General features: G+C 55.4%; 16 protein-coding genes and 3 pseudogenes. 13 read left to right on the forward strand and 6 right to left on the reverse strand.

What is annotated here, in order from left to right; translation table 11 throughout:
- Positions 1-81: 81 nt before the first annotated feature.
- Entirely contained in the window at positions 82-429 is a 348-nt protein-coding gene (locus tag WBH99_RS08435) for a DUF1778 domain-containing protein (RefSeq protein WP_424219641.1), read from the reverse strand.
- Positions 430-762: 333 nt separating this feature from the next.
- Between WBH99_RS08435 and WBH99_RS08440 the strand changes: the two genes are divergently transcribed.
- The 6 genes from WBH99_RS08440 to WBH99_RS08465 all read left to right on the forward strand — a co-directional run bounded on the left by WBH99_RS08440 (position 763) and on the right by WBH99_RS08465 (position 4,050).
- Complete coding sequence (locus WBH99_RS08440) at positions 763-1,182, forward strand: PIN domain-containing protein (RefSeq protein ID WP_424219642.1); 420 nt, start codon at positions 763-765, stop codon at positions 1,180-1,182.
- Entirely contained in the window at positions 1,179-1,406 is a 228-nt protein-coding gene (locus WBH99_RS08445) for a CopG family transcriptional regulator (protein ID WP_424219643.1), read from the forward strand. The genes WBH99_RS08440 and WBH99_RS08445 overlap by 4 nt, the downstream gene beginning before the upstream one ends.
- Before the next feature lie 378 nt (positions 1,407-1,784).
- Positions 1,785-2,354: a type IV toxin-antitoxin system AbiEi family antitoxin domain-containing protein gene (locus WBH99_RS08450; protein WP_424219654.1), complete on the forward strand. Its 570-nt coding sequence runs from the start codon at positions 1,785-1,787 to the stop codon at positions 2,352-2,354.
- Positions 2,351-3,259 carry a nucleotidyl transferase AbiEii/AbiGii toxin family protein gene (locus WBH99_RS08455; RefSeq protein WP_424219644.1) on the forward strand — a complete coding sequence of 303 codons (909 nt, stop codon included), beginning with the start codon at positions 2,351-2,353 and terminating at the stop codon, positions 3,257-3,259. The genes WBH99_RS08450 and WBH99_RS08455 overlap by 4 nt, the downstream gene beginning before the upstream one ends.
- A 100-nt stretch (positions 3,260-3,359) precedes the next feature.
- Complete coding sequence (locus WBH99_RS08460) at positions 3,360-3,743, forward strand: type II toxin-antitoxin system RelE/ParE family toxin (protein ID WP_424219645.1); 384 nt, start codon at positions 3,360-3,362, stop codon at positions 3,741-3,743.
- Complete coding sequence (locus tag WBH99_RS08465; protein ID WP_424219646.1) at positions 3,727-4,050, forward strand: helix-turn-helix domain-containing protein; 324 nt, start codon at positions 3,727-3,729, stop codon at positions 4,048-4,050. Before WBH99_RS08460 ends, WBH99_RS08465 begins: the two co-directional genes overlap by 17 nt.
- A gap of 57 nt (positions 4,051-4,107) precedes the next feature.
- On the opposite strand, the gene WBH99_RS08470 is transcribed toward WBH99_RS08465, so the two are convergent.
- Complete coding sequence (locus WBH99_RS08470) at positions 4,108-4,269, reverse strand: hypothetical protein (protein ID WP_424219647.1); 162 nt, start codon at positions 4,267-4,269, stop codon at positions 4,108-4,110.
- A 131-nt stretch (positions 4,270-4,400) separates the two neighbouring features.
- Here WBH99_RS08470 and WBH99_RS08475 point away from each other — a divergent pair, with 131 nt between their 5' ends.
- On the forward strand, positions 4,401-4,550 hold the full coding sequence (locus WBH99_RS08475; protein ID WP_424219648.1) for a hypothetical protein: 150 nt from the start codon (positions 4,401-4,403) through the stop codon (positions 4,548-4,550).
- A gap of 8 nt (positions 4,551-4,558) precedes the next feature.
- Here WBH99_RS08475 and WBH99_RS08480 read toward each other — a convergent pair whose 3' ends face one another.
- Together WBH99_RS08480 and WBH99_RS08485 are read right to left on the reverse strand one after the other, a co-directional pair.
- Positions 4,559-5,197, reverse strand: a complete 639-nt coding sequence (locus tag WBH99_RS08480) for an IS630 family transposase (RefSeq protein WP_424219655.1) — start codon at positions 5,195-5,197, stop codon at positions 4,559-4,561.
- Complete coding sequence (locus WBH99_RS08485; RefSeq protein ID WP_424219649.1) at positions 5,083-5,568, reverse strand: helix-turn-helix domain-containing protein; 486 nt, start codon at positions 5,566-5,568, stop codon at positions 5,083-5,085. The genes WBH99_RS08480 and WBH99_RS08485 overlap by 115 nt, the downstream gene beginning before the upstream one ends.
- Positions 5,569-7,315: 1,747 nt before the next feature.
- Here WBH99_RS08485 and WBH99_RS08490 point away from each other — a divergent pair.
- A pseudogene (locus tag WBH99_RS08490) lies at positions 7,316-7,630 on the forward strand (hypothetical protein); the annotation flags it as partial.
- Positions 7,631-7,835: 205 nt separating this feature from the next.
- Here WBH99_RS08490 and WBH99_RS08495 read toward each other — a convergent pair.
- Positions 7,836-8,186 (reverse strand): annotated as a pseudogene (locus WBH99_RS08495) (transposase); the annotation flags it as partial.
- Positions 8,187-8,500: 314 nt separating this feature from the next.
- On the opposite strand from WBH99_RS08495, the gene WBH99_RS08500 reads away from it, so the two are divergent.
- The 5 genes and pseudogenes from WBH99_RS08500 (at position 8,501) to WBH99_RS08520 (ending at position 15,793) form a co-directional block, all read left to right on the forward strand.
- Positions 8,501-10,183, forward strand: coding sequence for a hypothetical protein (locus WBH99_RS08500; protein WP_424219650.1), 1,683 nt, complete (start codon positions 8,501-8,503; stop codon positions 10,181-10,183).
- A 256-nt stretch (positions 10,184-10,439) separates the two neighbouring features.
- Positions 10,440-12,152 carry a toll/interleukin-1 receptor domain-containing protein gene (locus WBH99_RS08505; protein WP_424219651.1) on the forward strand — a complete coding sequence of 571 codons (1,713 nt, stop codon included), beginning with the start codon at positions 10,440-10,442 and terminating at the stop codon, positions 12,150-12,152.
- Between the two features lie 92 nt (positions 12,153-12,244).
- A pseudogene (locus WBH99_RS08510) lies at positions 12,245-12,328 on the forward strand (DUF4160 domain-containing protein); the annotation flags it as partial.
- A gap of 101 nt (positions 12,329-12,429) precedes the next feature.
- A complete protein-coding gene (locus WBH99_RS08515; protein ID WP_424219656.1) occupies positions 12,430-12,561 on the forward strand; it encodes a hypothetical protein in 132 nt (43 codons plus the stop codon).
- A 1,525-nt stretch (positions 12,562-14,086) separates the two neighbouring features.
- On the forward strand, positions 14,087-15,793 hold the full coding sequence (locus tag WBH99_RS08520; protein WP_424219652.1) for a hypothetical protein: 1,707 nt from the start codon (positions 14,087-14,089) through the stop codon (positions 15,791-15,793).
- 153 nt (positions 15,794-15,946) lie between these two features.
- Here the strand turns inward: WBH99_RS08520 and WBH99_RS08525 are convergent.
- Positions 15,947-16,582 (reverse strand): flagellin (locus WBH99_RS08525; RefSeq protein ID WP_424219653.1); only part of this gene is annotated, 636 nt, incomplete at its 5' end.

A 16,582-nucleotide genomic window follows, 5' to 3' on the forward strand; every position in this document is an offset into this window, starting at 1 on the left:
GTATTCGTCGAGCGCTTTCTCGCCACACTTGAAATCAGCCGTCTGCGCGTCGGCGTCAAGCGGACGAATGGAATAAGTCATTTACTGCACGTGCTTGGCGTGGCGCTGGAACGCGCGCTGCAACGCCGGATTAGCTGGGGCCGGTGTATCCAGTGCGTCCAGGAAGGCCGCGAAATCATCCTGAGACAGGGTGATGGCTTCGTGCGCCTGCACGACCGACTGAGCTTGTTCAACCGCGTTCCGGAGCACAAATTCGGACACGCTCATATGGGCATAAGCAGCGGCTTTGTCGAGCAAGCGGCGCATTTCCTGATCGCAGCGGATGTGCAAACGGGTGTCTTTGGCAAGGGTTGGCATGACGGGCTCCTGATGATTACCTTGCTTATTGTGCGCCATTTGTGCGCACATGGTCAAGTTGCCAGTGGGCATGGGGTCAGGTCTTGCAATCAAGCATCCATGAGCGCGAGAATAAAAATCTGACCACCGATAGGGGACAGACCACGGTTTTCCTCGCTCTACCCAAGCCCCACCCGTCAAACGGTGGGGCTTTTTTACATCAGCCGAAATTGGGCGCACCCCATCAAGCGGGCCAAGGGAATCGTTTACGCCGCCGGCCCAGCAGGTCGCCGCTGGCGAAGAACAGCGGCGTCGATAACCAGAATTCCAAGTTGATCCTCCTGAGCAAAAAGGCGCGGAGGATCAGCGATGGCGAATCCCTCCATACTTCTTGCCTGATAATTTGCTGTCGTATATGCTGTCATTATGGTTCGATTGGTTATTGATACCAATGTGTTTGTAGCGGGACTGCGCTCGGCAGGTGGTGCGTCGCGTACCGTCTTGCGCCGTGCTCTTGGAGGCAGCTATCAACCGTTATTTGGTAATGCCCTGTGGCAGGAGTATTGCGATTTGCTGGGGCGGGATGTCTGGGGAGTGGCGACGACTGCTCAGGAACGGGAGCAGGTGCTGGCAGCACTGGCCAAACGGGGTAGGTGGGTGACGATCTACTATGGTTGGCGTCCCAATCTTCCCGATGAAGCTGACAACCATTTGGTGGAACTCGCGCTGGCGGGAGGTGCCGCGGGGATCGTGACACATAACTTGCAGGATCTCGGTCGGGGCGAACTGGTATTTGATCAACTGCGGGTACTGACACCCGCACAATGTCTGGAGGAATGGCAATGACGACATTAACGATCCGCTTGCCGGACGATACGGCGGAGCGCTTGAAGTCGCTGGCGAAGAGTCGTGGCATCAGCACCAACAAGTTGGTTGAGGAAATGAGTGCGCGAGCCTTGGCGGCATGGGATACCGAGAACCACTTTCGGGCAATGGCCGCAACAGGCGATGTCAAGCAGGCACTGGCGATTCTGGATCGGCTGGATGCCGATGATCAACGGGCGCATTGATCGGTGAGATGAACTAATAATAGGGGACAGACCACGGTTTTCCTCGCTCTACCCAAGCCCCACCCGTCAAACGGTGGGGCTTTTTTACATCAGCCGAAATTGTGCGCGCCTCATCAAGCGGGCCAAGGGAATCGTTTACGCCACCGGCCCAGCAGGTCGCCCCTGGCGAAGAGCAGCGGCATCAATAACCAGAATTCCAAGTTGATTCCCCTGAGCAAAAAGGCGCGGAGGATCAGCGATGTGCAAACGCGCCGGCCATCATCTGGGTGTGGTATCTGGGAAGGTGTTAGCGGTGATCATATTGTCGGCATATATTGACAAATACCGACGATATGAAATAATGATTTCATGCAAAACGCTCACACTTCCATCCTCGACATGGCTCGCCGCCAAGGTCTGCTGCGCCCGCGCGACGTGGAGGCGTGCGGCTTTTCTCGGATGACACTCAGCACGCTGGCCCGCCAGGGCAAGCTGACCCGCCTATGCCGTGGCCTCTACGCGCTGCCGGATCGACCGGTATCTGAGCACGCCACCCTGGCCGAGGTGGCCAGCAAGCACCCGAATGTGCGGGTGTGCCTGCTGTCAGCGCTGCAGTTTCACGGTCTGACCACGCAGTCGCCGTTCGAGGTGTGGGTGGCGATTGCCAACAAGGCGCGAGCCCCCAAGATGGACTACCCGCCACTGCGTATCGTGCGCTTCAGTGGTGATGCGCTGACCGAAGGGGTGGAAAAGCACCTGGTCGATGGCGTCACGGTGCAGGTCACGAGCGTGGCCAAGACGGTGGCCGACTGCTTCAAGTACCGCAACAAGATCGGCCTGGACGTCGCACTCGAAGCGCTGCGCGAGGCCTGGAACGCCAAGCGGGTGAAGATGGACGACCTGTGGCACTGCGCTCAGGTCTGTCGGGTGGCCAACGTGATGCGCCCGTATCTGGAGGCGCTGACGTGAACGGACGCAATGTGGCTGCCTCCGTGCGCGCCAAACTGCTCAAGAAGGCCCGCGCCGAAAAACGCGACTTCGCCCTGGTGCTCACCCGCTATGCGCTGGAGCGGTTGCTTTACCGATTGAGCATCTCGACGCACGCAGACCATTTCCTGCTCAAGGGCGCGTTGCTGTTCGACCTCTGGTTCGATGTGCCGCTGCGGCCAACACGCGACATGGACCTGCTCGGCTTCGGTCTGGCGGAAGAGCCGCATCTGATCGCAGCCTTCACGGACTTGTGTGCGCTGGACGTCGATGATGGCATTCGCTTCGATGCCCAAAGCATCCAGGCTGAAGAAATCCGCAAGGAGGCCAACTACGCCGGTATCCGCGTGACCCTGCTGGGGTGGATCGACGGTGCGCGCTGCCCGATTCAGGTCGATGTGGGTTACGGCGACGCGGTCACGCCCGGGCCTGAGACCGTGGAATATCCGGTAATGCTCGACGAGTTTCCGGCGCCCAAACTCCGGGCCTATCCGCGCTACACGGTTGTGGCGGAAAAGCTCGAAGCCCTGATCAGTCTAGGGGTGGCCAATAGCCGGATAAAGGATTACTTCGACCTGTGGGTGCTGGCCAGGCACAGCGATTTCGAGGGTGAGGTGCTGCGCCAGGCCATCGGCGCCACGCTGTCACGCCGAGGCACCGACATCCCGACGGACGTGCCGTTCGGCCTGACTGAAGCCTTTGCCACCGATGCGCAAAAGCAGATGCAGTGGCAAGGTTTCCTGAAAAAGAATCGGCTCGAAGCGCTGACGCTGGAGCAGGTTGTCTCGGACCTGCGCGAGTTTCTGATGCCACCGCTGAGCGCTCTGGCTACCGGGCAAGGCTTCAGGAGCGCGTGGAATCGCGAGACCTGGGACAGCGCTGCGTGACACCTCACACCGTAGCCAAGCCCCTTTTCGGGGTCTACTGGTCAGCGCCCCATCGCATTGAGTATTTTTGATATCCGTCACTAAGTATTATAGTTTGACAATGAATCGAGTCTTCAAGACTCGCCACTTCAGTCGTTGGATGCGAAAGACTGAGCTGACCGACGAAGCCCTGTGCGGCGCAGTGCGCGAGATGTCGCAAGGGCTGATCGATGCAGATCTTGGCGGCGGCGTGGTCAAGAAGCGGGTGGGGTTGGCCGGTCGGGGCAAGCGTGGCGGCGCCAGAACATTGGTGGCTACCCACAAGGTCGACTTGTGGTTCTTCGTGTTCGGCTTCGAGAAGAACGAACGGGCCAACATCAGCGCCGAAGAAAAAGAAGCGTTGCAGACCATTGCCCAGGATTTGCTGTCCCGCACCGGCAAGGAACTCGATGCTGAGGTTGAAGACGGATCACTACAGGAGATTTGCCATGACGACAAAGACTAAGGCCAAAAGCCGAATCCTGGAGGCTGTGCACGAGACGGCAGCGGATCTGCATCGCCTGGGCTTCATCGACCAGCGCAAGATGCGCAAGTACGACGCGCTGTGCCTGGACCCGATTCCCGAGTACGACAGCGAGAAAATCCGCTCACTGCGTGACCGTTACCAGATCAGCCAAACCGTGCTGGCGTCACTGCTCAATACCAGCCCGTCCGCTGTTCGCCAGTGGGAACTGGGTGACAAGCACCCCAGCGGCCCATCGCAGAAGCTGCTCAACCTGCTCGAGCGCAAAGGTCTCGAAGCCTTGATCTAAAAGGAAAGCGCGACAGCCATATGTCGCGCCTCTGTCGTACCTTGTCGGGCTTGGCCGTCACATGGTGGCCACCACCACTGCAGCCTGATTCGCCGCCACCCCCGCCCTCCGCCCCACGACAGTCCCCACGACATTGACCGCCTCGAGCATCGCCTGCGGCGAGAGGTGCGCGTAGCGCATCGTCACCTTCGGATCCTGGTGGCCGAGCAGTTTCTGCACCTCGTAGAGCGACCGCCCGGCATTGACCAGGAAACTCGGGAGATCGGAGATCCGGGGGAGAGTAACAATTCCACACTTACTTGACGACCCTTCCCTCCACTGCCGCACTCAAGCCATGACTCACCCGCACAGTGGAGCCCACCACCGCCGAATCCATCGGCTGGCAGCCGCTGGGTGATGGCGCCTACCTGCATGTCGGCGACCCTGAAGGCGATGTCGTCACCGTCGTCGGCGTGCCGGAGGTGGGGATGGCCGGGATGAATGTGCTGCTGGTAGGTTGAATAAGTATTCATGCGAAACCGATTTGAAATTTAGTCCCGAAGCCATCTAGGAGTTCGCTGACCTTGGTGCGGAAGGTGTCTTTCGACCAAGTGGCGAACTCGCGCCAGTGGTATTTGGCTTGCTTCCAGACGATTTCGATCCGGTTCAGTTCGGGGCTATAGGGCGGCAGGTAGCACAGGAATACGTTGAACTCCGTCATCCAGCGAAGCGTCAGGCTATCCTCCAGGCCGTGATGGATGCGGGCATTGTCGAGGACGATGAAGGTGGGCACCGGCTTGGCGATCTGGGGAAGCAAACGTTCCATGAAATCCACGAAGGTTTCGCGTTTGACCGTCGTCGTTGCGGGTGCGTGGTAGAGCCGTTGTCCGGCAAAGTCGAGCGCCCCCATCACGGCGACCCGCTGATGCGGCGCTGGCGTCACCGCATGTGGGCACCCCACCGGCGACCAGGCCCGTTGTACGGGCGGCGAAGCCGAAAAGCCGGCCTCGTCGTAATAGAACAACTGGCAGCCGCCTTCCCGAGCCCACGTCTTCAGACCGGCAAGGGTGACGGTGCAGGCGGCAAATCGTTCCGGGTCTCGTTTTTTTTTAAGCTCATGCGCGTCCGTTTGAAGCTGAAACCGCTTTTCCTGAGCAGGACGCCCAATCGGTCCAGCGAGAGCGGAAAGGGCGCGCCATGAATTTCTTCCGCCCGCTGCGCCAGGCCACGGAGCGTCAGGGCTTGTGTCCGGGCCAGCTCGCACACCGTCGCCAACCAGGCTTCGCTCAGTTTCCTGGGCCGGCCCCCCGCATGTCCGCTGATCAGACCGACAACCCCGGCTTTCTCCCAGGCGTGCCTCCCGTTGTAAATCGTCTGATGGCTGACCCCGCATTGCTGGGCAACCGCCGTCCGGTGTTCGCCTTTGCTCAACATCAACAAGCCTGCTGCCCGCAACCGCGCATCCCGCCAGGGATGATGAACCGACAGTTGGAACAAGGTTTCGCTTTCGCAGGGGCTCAGGGTCAGGTTGATTTTCATCGCTGGCTTTCGGGAGTCAAGTCACTCCCTCAGAAGCAAGATTCAATCCAGTTTTGACGGATTACTTAGCAGAAAACAGTGTCAGACCAAGGTTTCCCCGTGTCTATGGCGTTGCTCATGATCGGGTCTATTCCGATTGGAAAACCTTTCTCCACATTTTGAGCAATGGTGCTGTCGACGCAGTGATTGCTCTCACCCCAGCACCGAGCCACACGGAAAGAGTCGGGCACCTCGAATTACCCGGTTTGGGTCTGAGTTCGTTATGAGGACGCCGCTATCGAGCCCGGTTTCGGGCCCTGCGAAGGGCAGCGCGAGGATCTTTGTGCGCGCTGGCGCCTGGTTCCGGTCGATTTCGACCGCTCGAAGCCCATGTCGGGCGTCAGAAGGGCTGCGGGCCGGCCGCGCTCGGCGCGCACAGACGCCGCAGGTTGTAGGCCGCCGCCTTCCTATGCCGATGCCGCGTCGCCCGGTCCAGGCCGGTCGAGCGCAGCGCCTCGCCGCCCCTCTACTCCAGAGCCGGCATAGATGGGCGCCACATGGGCATGGCTCTAGGCCAGGCGCCGGTTGCGTCGCGCTTGACCGTCAGACAGCGGCTTACCTGCCCGCCCCTTGCGCGGGATAGGTGGGATAGGCATACACCAGCCCCGAGCCTTCAGCCACTGCTCGCGCTCGCCGTCGACATAGCCCTTGTCGGCATAGACATCGCGGCAGGGGTAGCCGGCTTCGAGCACGCCCTCGAAGTGCAAGGTGCCGTGCCCCGCTAGCCGTGCTCACCTGCACGCGGCGGATCCGCCTCATGCCGCTCATGCCGCTTATCCAAGCTCGTAGACGTACACAGCTTGTCGCCAAAGTGGCTCTGGCCGTACTGCTTCGTCCAGCGCGCCTGCATGTCCTTCTACCGGCGCATCGAAGGCGACCCCTCCACCGGCATGGCATCCTGCGGCACGATCTCCTGCTCGTCACGGGTCCGCTTCTGCTTCGGGCCGCACAATGCTCGCGTCGATCATCTGCCCGCGCCCGGCCCCTCCACTCGGTCAGGAACGTCGGCCGGCCGCCGCGCTCGCATCCAGGCCGGGGCGCTGCTTCGTGCACCCGCAAGCAGCCAGGTTTTTCGAGGTGCCCACGAGTAGCGCGGAATGTCTTCGGTTGAAGGATGTGTCGTCAAGTCATATCAGGGTTATCTTGCTGCGACCTATAACTACTCTGGCTACCCCATCGCGAGTTACGCCGCATGATCGGCGAAGGGCGCCTTGACCGTCTACAGCAGATTCATATCGAGATGCTCGAAGTCTTCTTGCGTATCAACGCCTGCCCACAGGACTGGCACCATAAAGACTACGCAGTGCCTACTGGTAACGCGGGACCTGCGTGTGCATGTGCACCATCTGGTCGACTTTTTGTCAGATGGACCGAATCTGCTTCCTCTTGCTCGCGATCAGGCCAATTATGGTCAACTTTCTGGCATCATTGACAACGTCAACGGCATGGCCCACCATAAAAAAATTTTCAAGACCTCCTGAAAATGCAGCGGGTTATGACATTTCAATGCACTTACAGAAATTGGCAACAAGGGCCCCCGTCTCGTTGAGAGATGAGGTTGGAGACTAAAAATCGAGCAATTTTGACAAAGCAAAGGAATGCGAATGACAACCCCAAACGGTTTTATATTGCATCGATGGCCATATTCTAATAACTTCGATAACCTCGTTTCGGAGTTTAACAGTACGGGTTTTATTATTCTGATTACTCAGTCCCCAATTATGACCCTTTGAATGTCAGAAGCCTAAGGAAAATCGAATTTGCGCTTAGAGAACAAATCAGGCATTGCCACTATTTTCTGATTTTTGCCAATATGGCCATGGCGCATAGTAAGTGCTGCAAATATGGAATAGACGTTGCTTCAGAGTACGGAAAACCAATTCTTTCGATTCGGCCTCATGGCTATGCGGGGAAAATACCTGTTTTTATTCAAGTAGCGGATACGGAAGGATGCCCTGCTGGATTCAATACTCCAGCAATCATCAGAAAAATTTGCAGTCGACTAAATCACCCCCTTCCCTGATGGCATGTAAAACGGATTCTATTTAGGTAAGTGATTTTCTTATGGGCGCCTCGAATAAATGGAGGTTTGCAGTGGATCTCGCCGGGCAATGATGATCGCGACCCAATTCGGTCCAATCTCTTTGGCAAACCACTGCGTTTGTCGGCGGGGTTGCCCCGTTCTTGCCTCGGATCGCCTCGGGCAGCGGCGAGGCTCGTTTTTGGCGTCAGAAGTCCTTGGTTCCAGCCTTCCGGAAGTAGCCCCCCCGCTTCAAGTTGAACCAGGCGGCCATCATCGTCATCGCAAAGTTTGCCCGCGCCGCACTGGTGGTGCGCAGCAACTTGCCGCCCATCGACTCGATGGTGGCAAATCCATGCTCGACCCGCGCCTTCATCTTGGCGATACCTCGGTTACGCCGTTGTTGGCACTCGGACAGGGACTTGTCACGTTTACCCTTTCCCTGGAACGGATTCCGGAAGCCTTTTTCCTACATCCAGGCTTCTCGCTCCGCAGACGAATAGCCCCGGTCGGCACAGATGCCCCGGTAGGTGTTGTCCGAGTTGAACACGGTGTCGAAGTCCCCCTGCGCACGCATCGAGCGCGGAGCCACCCGATCCCCCTCTGCCTCCAACACGGCAAAGTCGATGTGCGACGCGATCTCGGCCAGAAGATGATCCCCCACGGTATCGTTCTCCAAGCTATCGTTCTTCTTGCGGCGAAGATTGTCAGCGAACAGGTCGGTCTCGATGGCACGTCGCGGTTTCATCGAAGTCGGCTCAGGATGGATCAGAGCGATGTTATTTTATCAAGGATGGGTGAGGCGGAGGTTTTTCGAAATGTCTTTGCGCACAATCGATCTAAATTCAGGAGATAATTTGATGGGGATAAATCATGAGTGACGTTCGAATTCCAATTATACTTGGGGTGACAGGACATCGTGATCTTGAAAGTAAAGACACAGATATCCTGCGGGATGCCGTTAAAAAATTTTTTAAGCAACTATCGGAAGATTATCCGAATAGTCCTTTCAAACTGATCAGCGGTTTGGCAGAGGGTGCTGATAGATTAGTGGCCGAAATAGCTCTCGAGATGGGGATTTCCCTTCTTGCTGCACTACCAATGCCCCAGTCAGATTACGAACAGGATTTTAAGTCGCCTCAATCGTTGGCACACTTCAGAGCTTTAGTTGCCAATGCAGAAATTTGTTTCGTGGTCCCGCAAGACGAAGGGATTACCAACACCGAGTCAAGCCGATATCTCAAATATTCCGCACTAGGGCGTTATATAGCCCGGCATTCCCAAATAGTGGTTGCACTGTGGGACGGTGTATCAGAGCAGATTGCAGCGGATGGCAGCAAACAAATTTTCAGTGGCGGGACTGCCGATGTCGTGCGCCTGTGCCGTACTGGTTTATTTCCAGAAGATTCAGATAAAATCGTATTACCCGAAGTTACCAGGCTCGAACATCTTTGGGTTCGCCGGAAGGGAATGCCGCTAACCGATAAGATTGGGCACTGGTCACGTGATACGGGGGTCGATAAGAGCGTATATGAGCAGTCGAAAAGACGAATTGACGCTGTACTTTACTCCATTGACAAATTTAATGCCTGTGCCAGAAATCTGCCGGCGAAACAAACGCAGAAATCACAATATTTTCTTCTTGATGAAAACCCACCCAAAGTAGTAACTGCCAGTTTGGCAATGCCGCTTGCCTGTTTTACAGCAGCCGATGCTGCTGCTGGACAGCGCCAAACAGAAAGGGCTAAGGCAATAAAGTGGATTTCTGGCCTGGCAACTCTGTCGATAATCTGCCAACAGATGTATTCCGGACCCGATATGCGGTTGGGCTGGCTGGCTGCAAACCTTGCTTTGGCTATGCTGGCTTTTTGGGAGTATTCGCGCTATTTCACGCGAGACAACCCAAGGGAAAAGCAATACCTTGACTGGAGATCCCTGGCAGAAGCATTGCGTGTCCAGGTATTTTGGTTGGCATCGGGGGTCAGAAATTCAGTTGCCGACCACTATCTTTTAGGAGATCGAGATGAGTTGGACTGGATACGTCAAGCGGCTCGCAATACCACTGTTGGAGTCTCTTCGATGTTTGATCAGAAAATGTTGGCATGGGTAAGAGATGCCTGGCTTGAGTCTCAGCTCAACTATTTTCAAAAGAAATCCCCTGAAAACGGCAAAAAACAAAAACTGTTCAATCGGCTTGCTGGCGTTTCTTTTTTTCTGGCATTAGTGATTACGATTGGCACCCTGGCCTCACACCTGGCGGGAACAGATGACTCTTTCCTCAACATGCTTGTTTTGGCATCAGGGATCTGCTTTTTGATCTCTGCAGTTCTGAAAAACTATGCTGATCAGATGGCATTCGAGGAGCATAAAAACAGATACCATGTGATGGGTGAAATCTACAAAACAGCCCTCTCTAGATTTGATATTTACATGTCACAGCATGATTTTGCTCGGGCACAGAATATTTTGATACTGATCGGCAAGGAGGCTTTGGCTGAAAACGCGGGTTGGCTTCGGCTGCACCGACAAAGGCAGTTCGAAGTAGCAATCGCATGAAACAGGCCTCAAGCTTGACCAAATCCCATGTTCGGGATTGGCACGGATGAGGCAATCCTGCCAGGCGACGCATGTGGAAGCGCTGATCGGTCCGCGCTGCCAGCGTCGCACAGGGTGCCCACCGCCGATATTGTAAATTCGTTGGTGACAACTTGATCTTTACCTTCAGCATGCCCGATACTTAGAGCACGAAGCCCCTTTTGGACTCAAGATTGAATATACCTGCGACATCCAACAAATAGCAAGGAGCAACCATATGTCTTACGATGTTTTCATCAGTCATTCGTCAAAAGATAAAGAGACGGTTTTACGTATTTATGAGAGCCTTTCTCATCGTGCATTGAAATGCTGGATTTCCTTGGAACATATTTCACCAGGAGGAAATTATATGGAAGAGATTACAACCGCCATGAATTCATCAAACGTACTGGTATTGATTTTCTCCGAAAATACAAATTCATCTGAAGATGTTAAAAAAGAAATCAGATTGGCGGATAAGAATAAACTACTCATCATCCCTCTGAAAATCGACGACGCTGAACCTACGGGAGCCTTTGATTATGCTCTGTCAGCCTGCCAGTGGATCGAATTTTATCCAGACAGCGAAAAAGCGCTGGATACTGTTGCGGCCAAAATTAAGGATCATAATGAACGAATAGGACAGCTTGAAAATGAAGTGTTAAAAGCGCTTGAACAGGATGGCGTTATCGAGGCAGACGATCAGAAATATGTTGAACACGATATTGGTGTCGAAAAACTAGGACTAACTGAATCACAGTCCAAAGCGATTATAAAACGCGTTATCAAACAATCCATTCGAATACCTGTCAAGGATCGTGAATTGTACTATTTGAATCTTATTTCCGAAATGCTGGAGGACGGAAAAATAACCAGCCTTGAAAAAAGGCGATTAGCTGAACGAGCCAAATCTTTAGGTATTAACGAACTCCGTGCCGAGGCACTGCTAGAACAGGAAATATACAAAAAAGGTATTGCTGATATTCCCCGGTCCATCTCAGCCCCATTTCCTGGGGAAGAAAAGCATTTGAATGCAGAAGAAAAACATACCTGCGATGATGGCTATAAATTGAAAAGCAGGGACACCGGACAATTGGCAGACAGGCATGTTGAATCGCACGTGATTACCGATACCTCTGGGGACGGTAATGATGTTGATTTTGTCGATTCGGATGAGGAGACCCCATGGGAGTATTTCCAGTTGGGGAATATGACTGTGGGACAAGTGCTTGACTCACCCGATTGCGAAGAACTTGCAGGGTATATTGGTTTCTATGCGGTCGAAGATGAAGATGACATAGGCAGTGTATTAGAACAGCTCAAGAAAGCACCGCCGACTGCACTCATCAAGGATGTCGTTGAAGATTATGCGAACTTTATCAATATCGATAGAGTGGGAGAGCTCTCGGTCGCTGATGCCCGGAGCTTTTCTTTAGCTAGGGTTATCAAGAAAATCATTACAGGTTTGAGTCTTGATGAAGTTCAACGCATTCTTGACAAGACACATGGAAAAACAAAAGTCTGTAATGCGTTCATAGCGTATTGGCCGGATACCGAGACCGACGATGAAATATTTGACGATTTGCCAAGCCCGGATTACTTTGAACTGGGCGACATGAAAGCAGGTGAAGTGCTGGCCCATTCGGAAGCTAGACATTTGATACAACGTATTGCCTCGTTCGTCGAAAAGTCTGAGCAGACAGTTCGCAAATATCTGGAAGAAGCCAACCCGAATAGATTTGTCAAGGATGTCGTCAAGAACTATCAGAACATACTTGATCCTGACGTTCTGGCTTCCATGAATATCTCTACTGCTCGTGATCTGGAATTAGGGAAAGTGATAGCTCGATCTTTTAATATAAAAAACCTGGATGTAATCACAAAAATTCTTGACACGGCACACGGGAACACTCTTGTAGGGACTGCATTTTCCAGATATTTACCAAAATAGCATCAAAGCTTCAGCAAAAGTGGCAGGGGCGACAATATTCATTACACTGCTGCCATATAATTCACGGAGCATTTGTCATGCCCACCATCAGCATGTTTTTCGGAATACGGGAAGGCCACTTGCCAAAACGTCAGATAAAGCTGGTTCAGGCTTGGATCGAACTGCATCATGACGAACTGATGGCCGACGGGTATCTCGCAAGTACAGGGCAAACGCTCTTCAAGATGGATTCACTACATTGTGGAGGCTGGCCCTCGGAGTCATCAAGCTTATGCCGATGTCCGACGACATCATCGAGGCCGAGTTTTGGAGAGGGGAAGTGCATCGATTTGATATGCGCCCGTATCTTGGTTTTTTTGCGTTCGCCACCCCGCAAGGATTCGAGCCTGTTCATGCGCGCGCATGTTGAGCACGGGACGGTAGTCTGGTCCGAGGATATCGACTTATCCCCAGATACGCTTTATCGGCGCGGTTTACCAGCCTGACCATGCCTTGCCATCTTCACATCCACTTGTCTGGCATGCCTATCCCTCGAGTGCAGCGCGGCCACAACTGGAAACCTGCTTCTTCACGACGAGGATTTTCTGGCCTATCGGGAATGGCTATGTTATGTGTCGAAGAAGACCGGTTGTGCCTTGCATGCCGCCCGACCGCATAAGCGATAAGCGCTTCTGTGGCCTGACAATGCGACTGCCACAACCTCACCGCCAACGTCCCGGACCACACCACGGTGCTGACCTCAGAGAACAGAATCGGCGAGGCGGGGGCGAACTTTGCGATGACGATGATGGCAGCCTGCTACAATCCGAAGCGGCAGGAGTATTTCCAGAAGGCAGGAATCGTGGCCTTTTGGCGCCAGAAATGATGCCTGAAATGGGACGACACAACTGAATAACCCGCTGATTTACCGGAGAAATTCAACCGGATTCGGTCGCTGCCATCTTTGCACGGCAGTATTCACTGAAAACATCGAGCTATTCGAAATGCCCGACATCAGCCATTTTGAGAAAAACCAATGTGTTATTAAAAATATGAATCTGCTAATTCATCATAAAGTTGGTCACCCCTATTACATTGTAGCCCCAGATTACCGGGAAAACTCGATGGGCATAAGAGTACTGCATTACCTTTGCCATGCTCTCAACCTCGTCGGTCGAGACGCGTTCATTTATGGAGCCAACAAGATCAACCCAGACCTAAAGACTCCTATTCTAACTTCGGAAATCAGAGAATATCATCTTGCAACAGGAAAAGTTCCTGTTGCAGTCTATCCGGAAGTCGTCAGTGGAAACCCACTCAAATGCCAGGTCGTTTGCCGCTACATGTTAAATAAGGAAGGAGTAATCGCAGGCAATCGCATCAATGCTGAACCAGAAGATCTTTTTTTCTATTTCAGCAAGGCATTTACTCCCGAAGATGATGCAAATGTAGATCTTTTGCTAATGGAACTGACCGATCTCGACTTGTTTTTCCCTCGAGAAGACATTCCTAGAGACCGATGCCTTTTTTACACCAACCGGATTCCAATTAACCATCTCGATCTTGCACAGTTTCCTGCTGAACTAGAGGTTCTTTCTAACCTCACTCCGATTCCTTTGCCAGAGCTGGCCAAGAAATTGCAGTCTGCATACGTTATTTACTCTCAAGAGTTTTCTGGGACATGTTATCTTGCGATGCTTTCAGGCTGCCCATTGGTTATTTTACCCCCTCCTCCAGGCTATGAGAAACTAGGGTTTAATGATCAAAATCTCGCCATTTTTGAAGGCAATGGTTACACCTATTCCGACGACCCAACTGAACTCGAACGTGCACGGGAGAGTCTTCCCAGGATTCGTGAAATATGCGAAAAACTTCAATGCGACTTCTGGAGACAACTTGATGTCTTCATCGAAAAAACCCAGGCGGCGGCTCGGGGTGTGGCGGAGCGGCGGCGGTTGCCGGAATATCAGCTTCAGGAAGCGGTCAGCGCTTTTCATGGCGGCGAGATCGAGGCGGCTGCCAATGCCTTGGCGCCTTTGCTGGAGCAATTGCCGGAAAACCCCCTGCCGCCGGCTTATCTGTCCTTCATCTGTGCCGCGCAAGGTCTTTCTCAGGAAGCCGGGGAGTTCATCGAGAGGGCCATGGAAATCGCCCCGGAGCGGGCCGATCTCAAGGCGGCCCTGGGGGAGAGCTTTTTGAAGGCGGGCCAGCCCGAGCTGGCTGCCGAATACTTGCAGGAAGCCGTGCAACTGCAGCCGGACATGCTCTCGGCCTACCCGGCCCTGGCGCGGAGCCTCTATCTCACCCAACAAAGCGATATGGCGCTCGCCCTGCTGCGTGCCGCCGCCGACATAGCCTCGCCCGCCCAGGCCGACATCCAGACCACCTTGCTGGAAATTTTGGCGGAACAAGGCGACATTGCCGAGTTTTCCCAGGCTTGCCTGCGTTACTCGAAAGGCATCGCCGATGAGCTCCTGGCCGCGCGCTGCCTGGCCCATTTCGATGCCAGCGGGGAACTCGTGGTGCAGGCTCTCGGGGCGGCCCAGGCGCGCTTGGCGAGCCAACTGGATGGGGTGGAACTGCCCCCCCGCAAACCCGTCCAGGCCACCCCGCCCTGGAAGCTGGCATTCCTCACGAGCGACTTGGCTCAGGAAGAACAACGGGGGCGGCTCAAGGCCCTGCTCGAACATCTGCCCTTCGAGCAATTCGTCACCACCTTGATCATCGACGATCCCAAGGCCCAAGAGCAGCATTTCGCCCAGACCTGCTCCCTCGTGGCCGATCACACCCTGGACATCCACGGCCTGGACGACGGCCCGGCCCTGGAACGCATCAACGCCGATCCGCCCGATATCCTCATCGATCTCGATAGCTACGGCCCCACCGATCGCCTGGCCGTATTCTTGCAGACGCAAGCCGGCGTCAAACTGCTCTGGGGCGAAGCGCCGATGCCACCCCTGGCGCCGGACTGCCTGCCCCTGGTGGGGGAACTGCTCGCCGATCAGGCCACGCTCCCCGCCATCACCCTGCCGGGGCTGGGCGAGTTCTGCCAATTGCCGGACCTGCCCATCGTGGCGGCATCCTCTCCTGCCCCCACTCTGGGCTGCCTGACCCCGGTCATCAGGATCGGGCCGGAAGGCTGGCGTTTGTTCGCGGAAGTTCTCGCGGCCTACCCGGAAAGTCGCTTGCTCCTCAACCTGAAGGATCTGGGCGAGCCGGCCCAAGCCTACATTACCCGGCAGTTCACCGCCGCCGGCATTGCCGCTACGCGCCTTTGTTTCGTCCATGCCCAAAGCCTGGAAGCGCTTTGCCGATCCTGGCAGGAAGTCGATCTGGGCCTGGCCCCGCCCGTGGATGCCGGCGACGCCGCCCTGAGCTCCTGTCTGTGGATGGGCCGCCCCTTCGTTGCCCTGGCGCCCAGCCTTCCCTGGTCGCACCGCCCGGCAGCCCTGCTGCGCTCGGCCGGCGCCTCGGCCTGGATTGCCGACACCCCCGCCCGCTATGTGGAACTCGCCCGCCAGTTGCCCAAGGCCCCTGACCCCAGCCTGCGCGAGCACCTGCGTGCCGCCGGCCTCGATGATCCCGCCGCCTTCGCCCGCGGGTTTGCCACCCGCATGGCGCTTTTGATGGCGGCCACGTCGGCCCCTAGCCCCTCTCTATGAGCCCCGCCATGAACACCCGCCCCCGTTTCTCCGTCATCCTCTGCAGCATCGAGCCGCTCAAATTCGCCCGTATTCCCCCCAATAAAAAGCCTGCTCCGATGACGGTTTTCATCCGGTCAGCCCGTGCCGATTTCACCGCTTCATCTCACCGCTTCAGCGCAACAAGGTCAGCACATTCTGTGGCAAGGCATTGGCCTGGGACAGCATGGCCATACCGGCTTGCTGTAGCACCTGGGCCCGCGTCAATGCAGCGGTCTCTGCCGCAAAATCAGCATCCATGATGCGCGACCGGGAAGCAGAAAGATTCTCCACCGAAGTCTGCAAATTCTTGATGGTCGCCTCGAAACGGCTCTGGAGGGCACCGAAGTTGGCTCGCTGCCCGTTGATGGCATCGAGGGCGCTATCCACGGTGCGCAGGGCGTTGGTGGCGCCGGCAACCGTGGAAATATCGAGTTCCTGGACCTTCTTGAGGGTACTGCCCACGGTAGTGCTCACCGCTGTCGCACCGGAACCCAGCACGCCGGCGGCGAAGGCGGCGTTGGAAGAAGTGGTGATGGAGTAGGACTTGGAAGAGTCGAGGGTCACCTGCCCCCCCGCCGTGATGGTGCCGGACGTGGTAGCCGCGAGGGTTCCGGAAGTAGTCCCCGTGCCAAGCTTAATATCGGCCGTGGCAGACCCTGTCGTGGCGGCGCCGATGTTGATGGAACTGCCATCGTCCGTGGTCAGGAGAATGGCTTTTTGGTCATTACTCAGCCGGGCCGTGATGCCGGTCTTGGAACTGGCTTCGTT

This window comes from Azovibrio sp., assembly GCF_049658005.1.
GTDB lineage: Bacteria > Pseudomonadota > Gammaproteobacteria > Burkholderiales > Rhodocyclaceae > Azovibrio.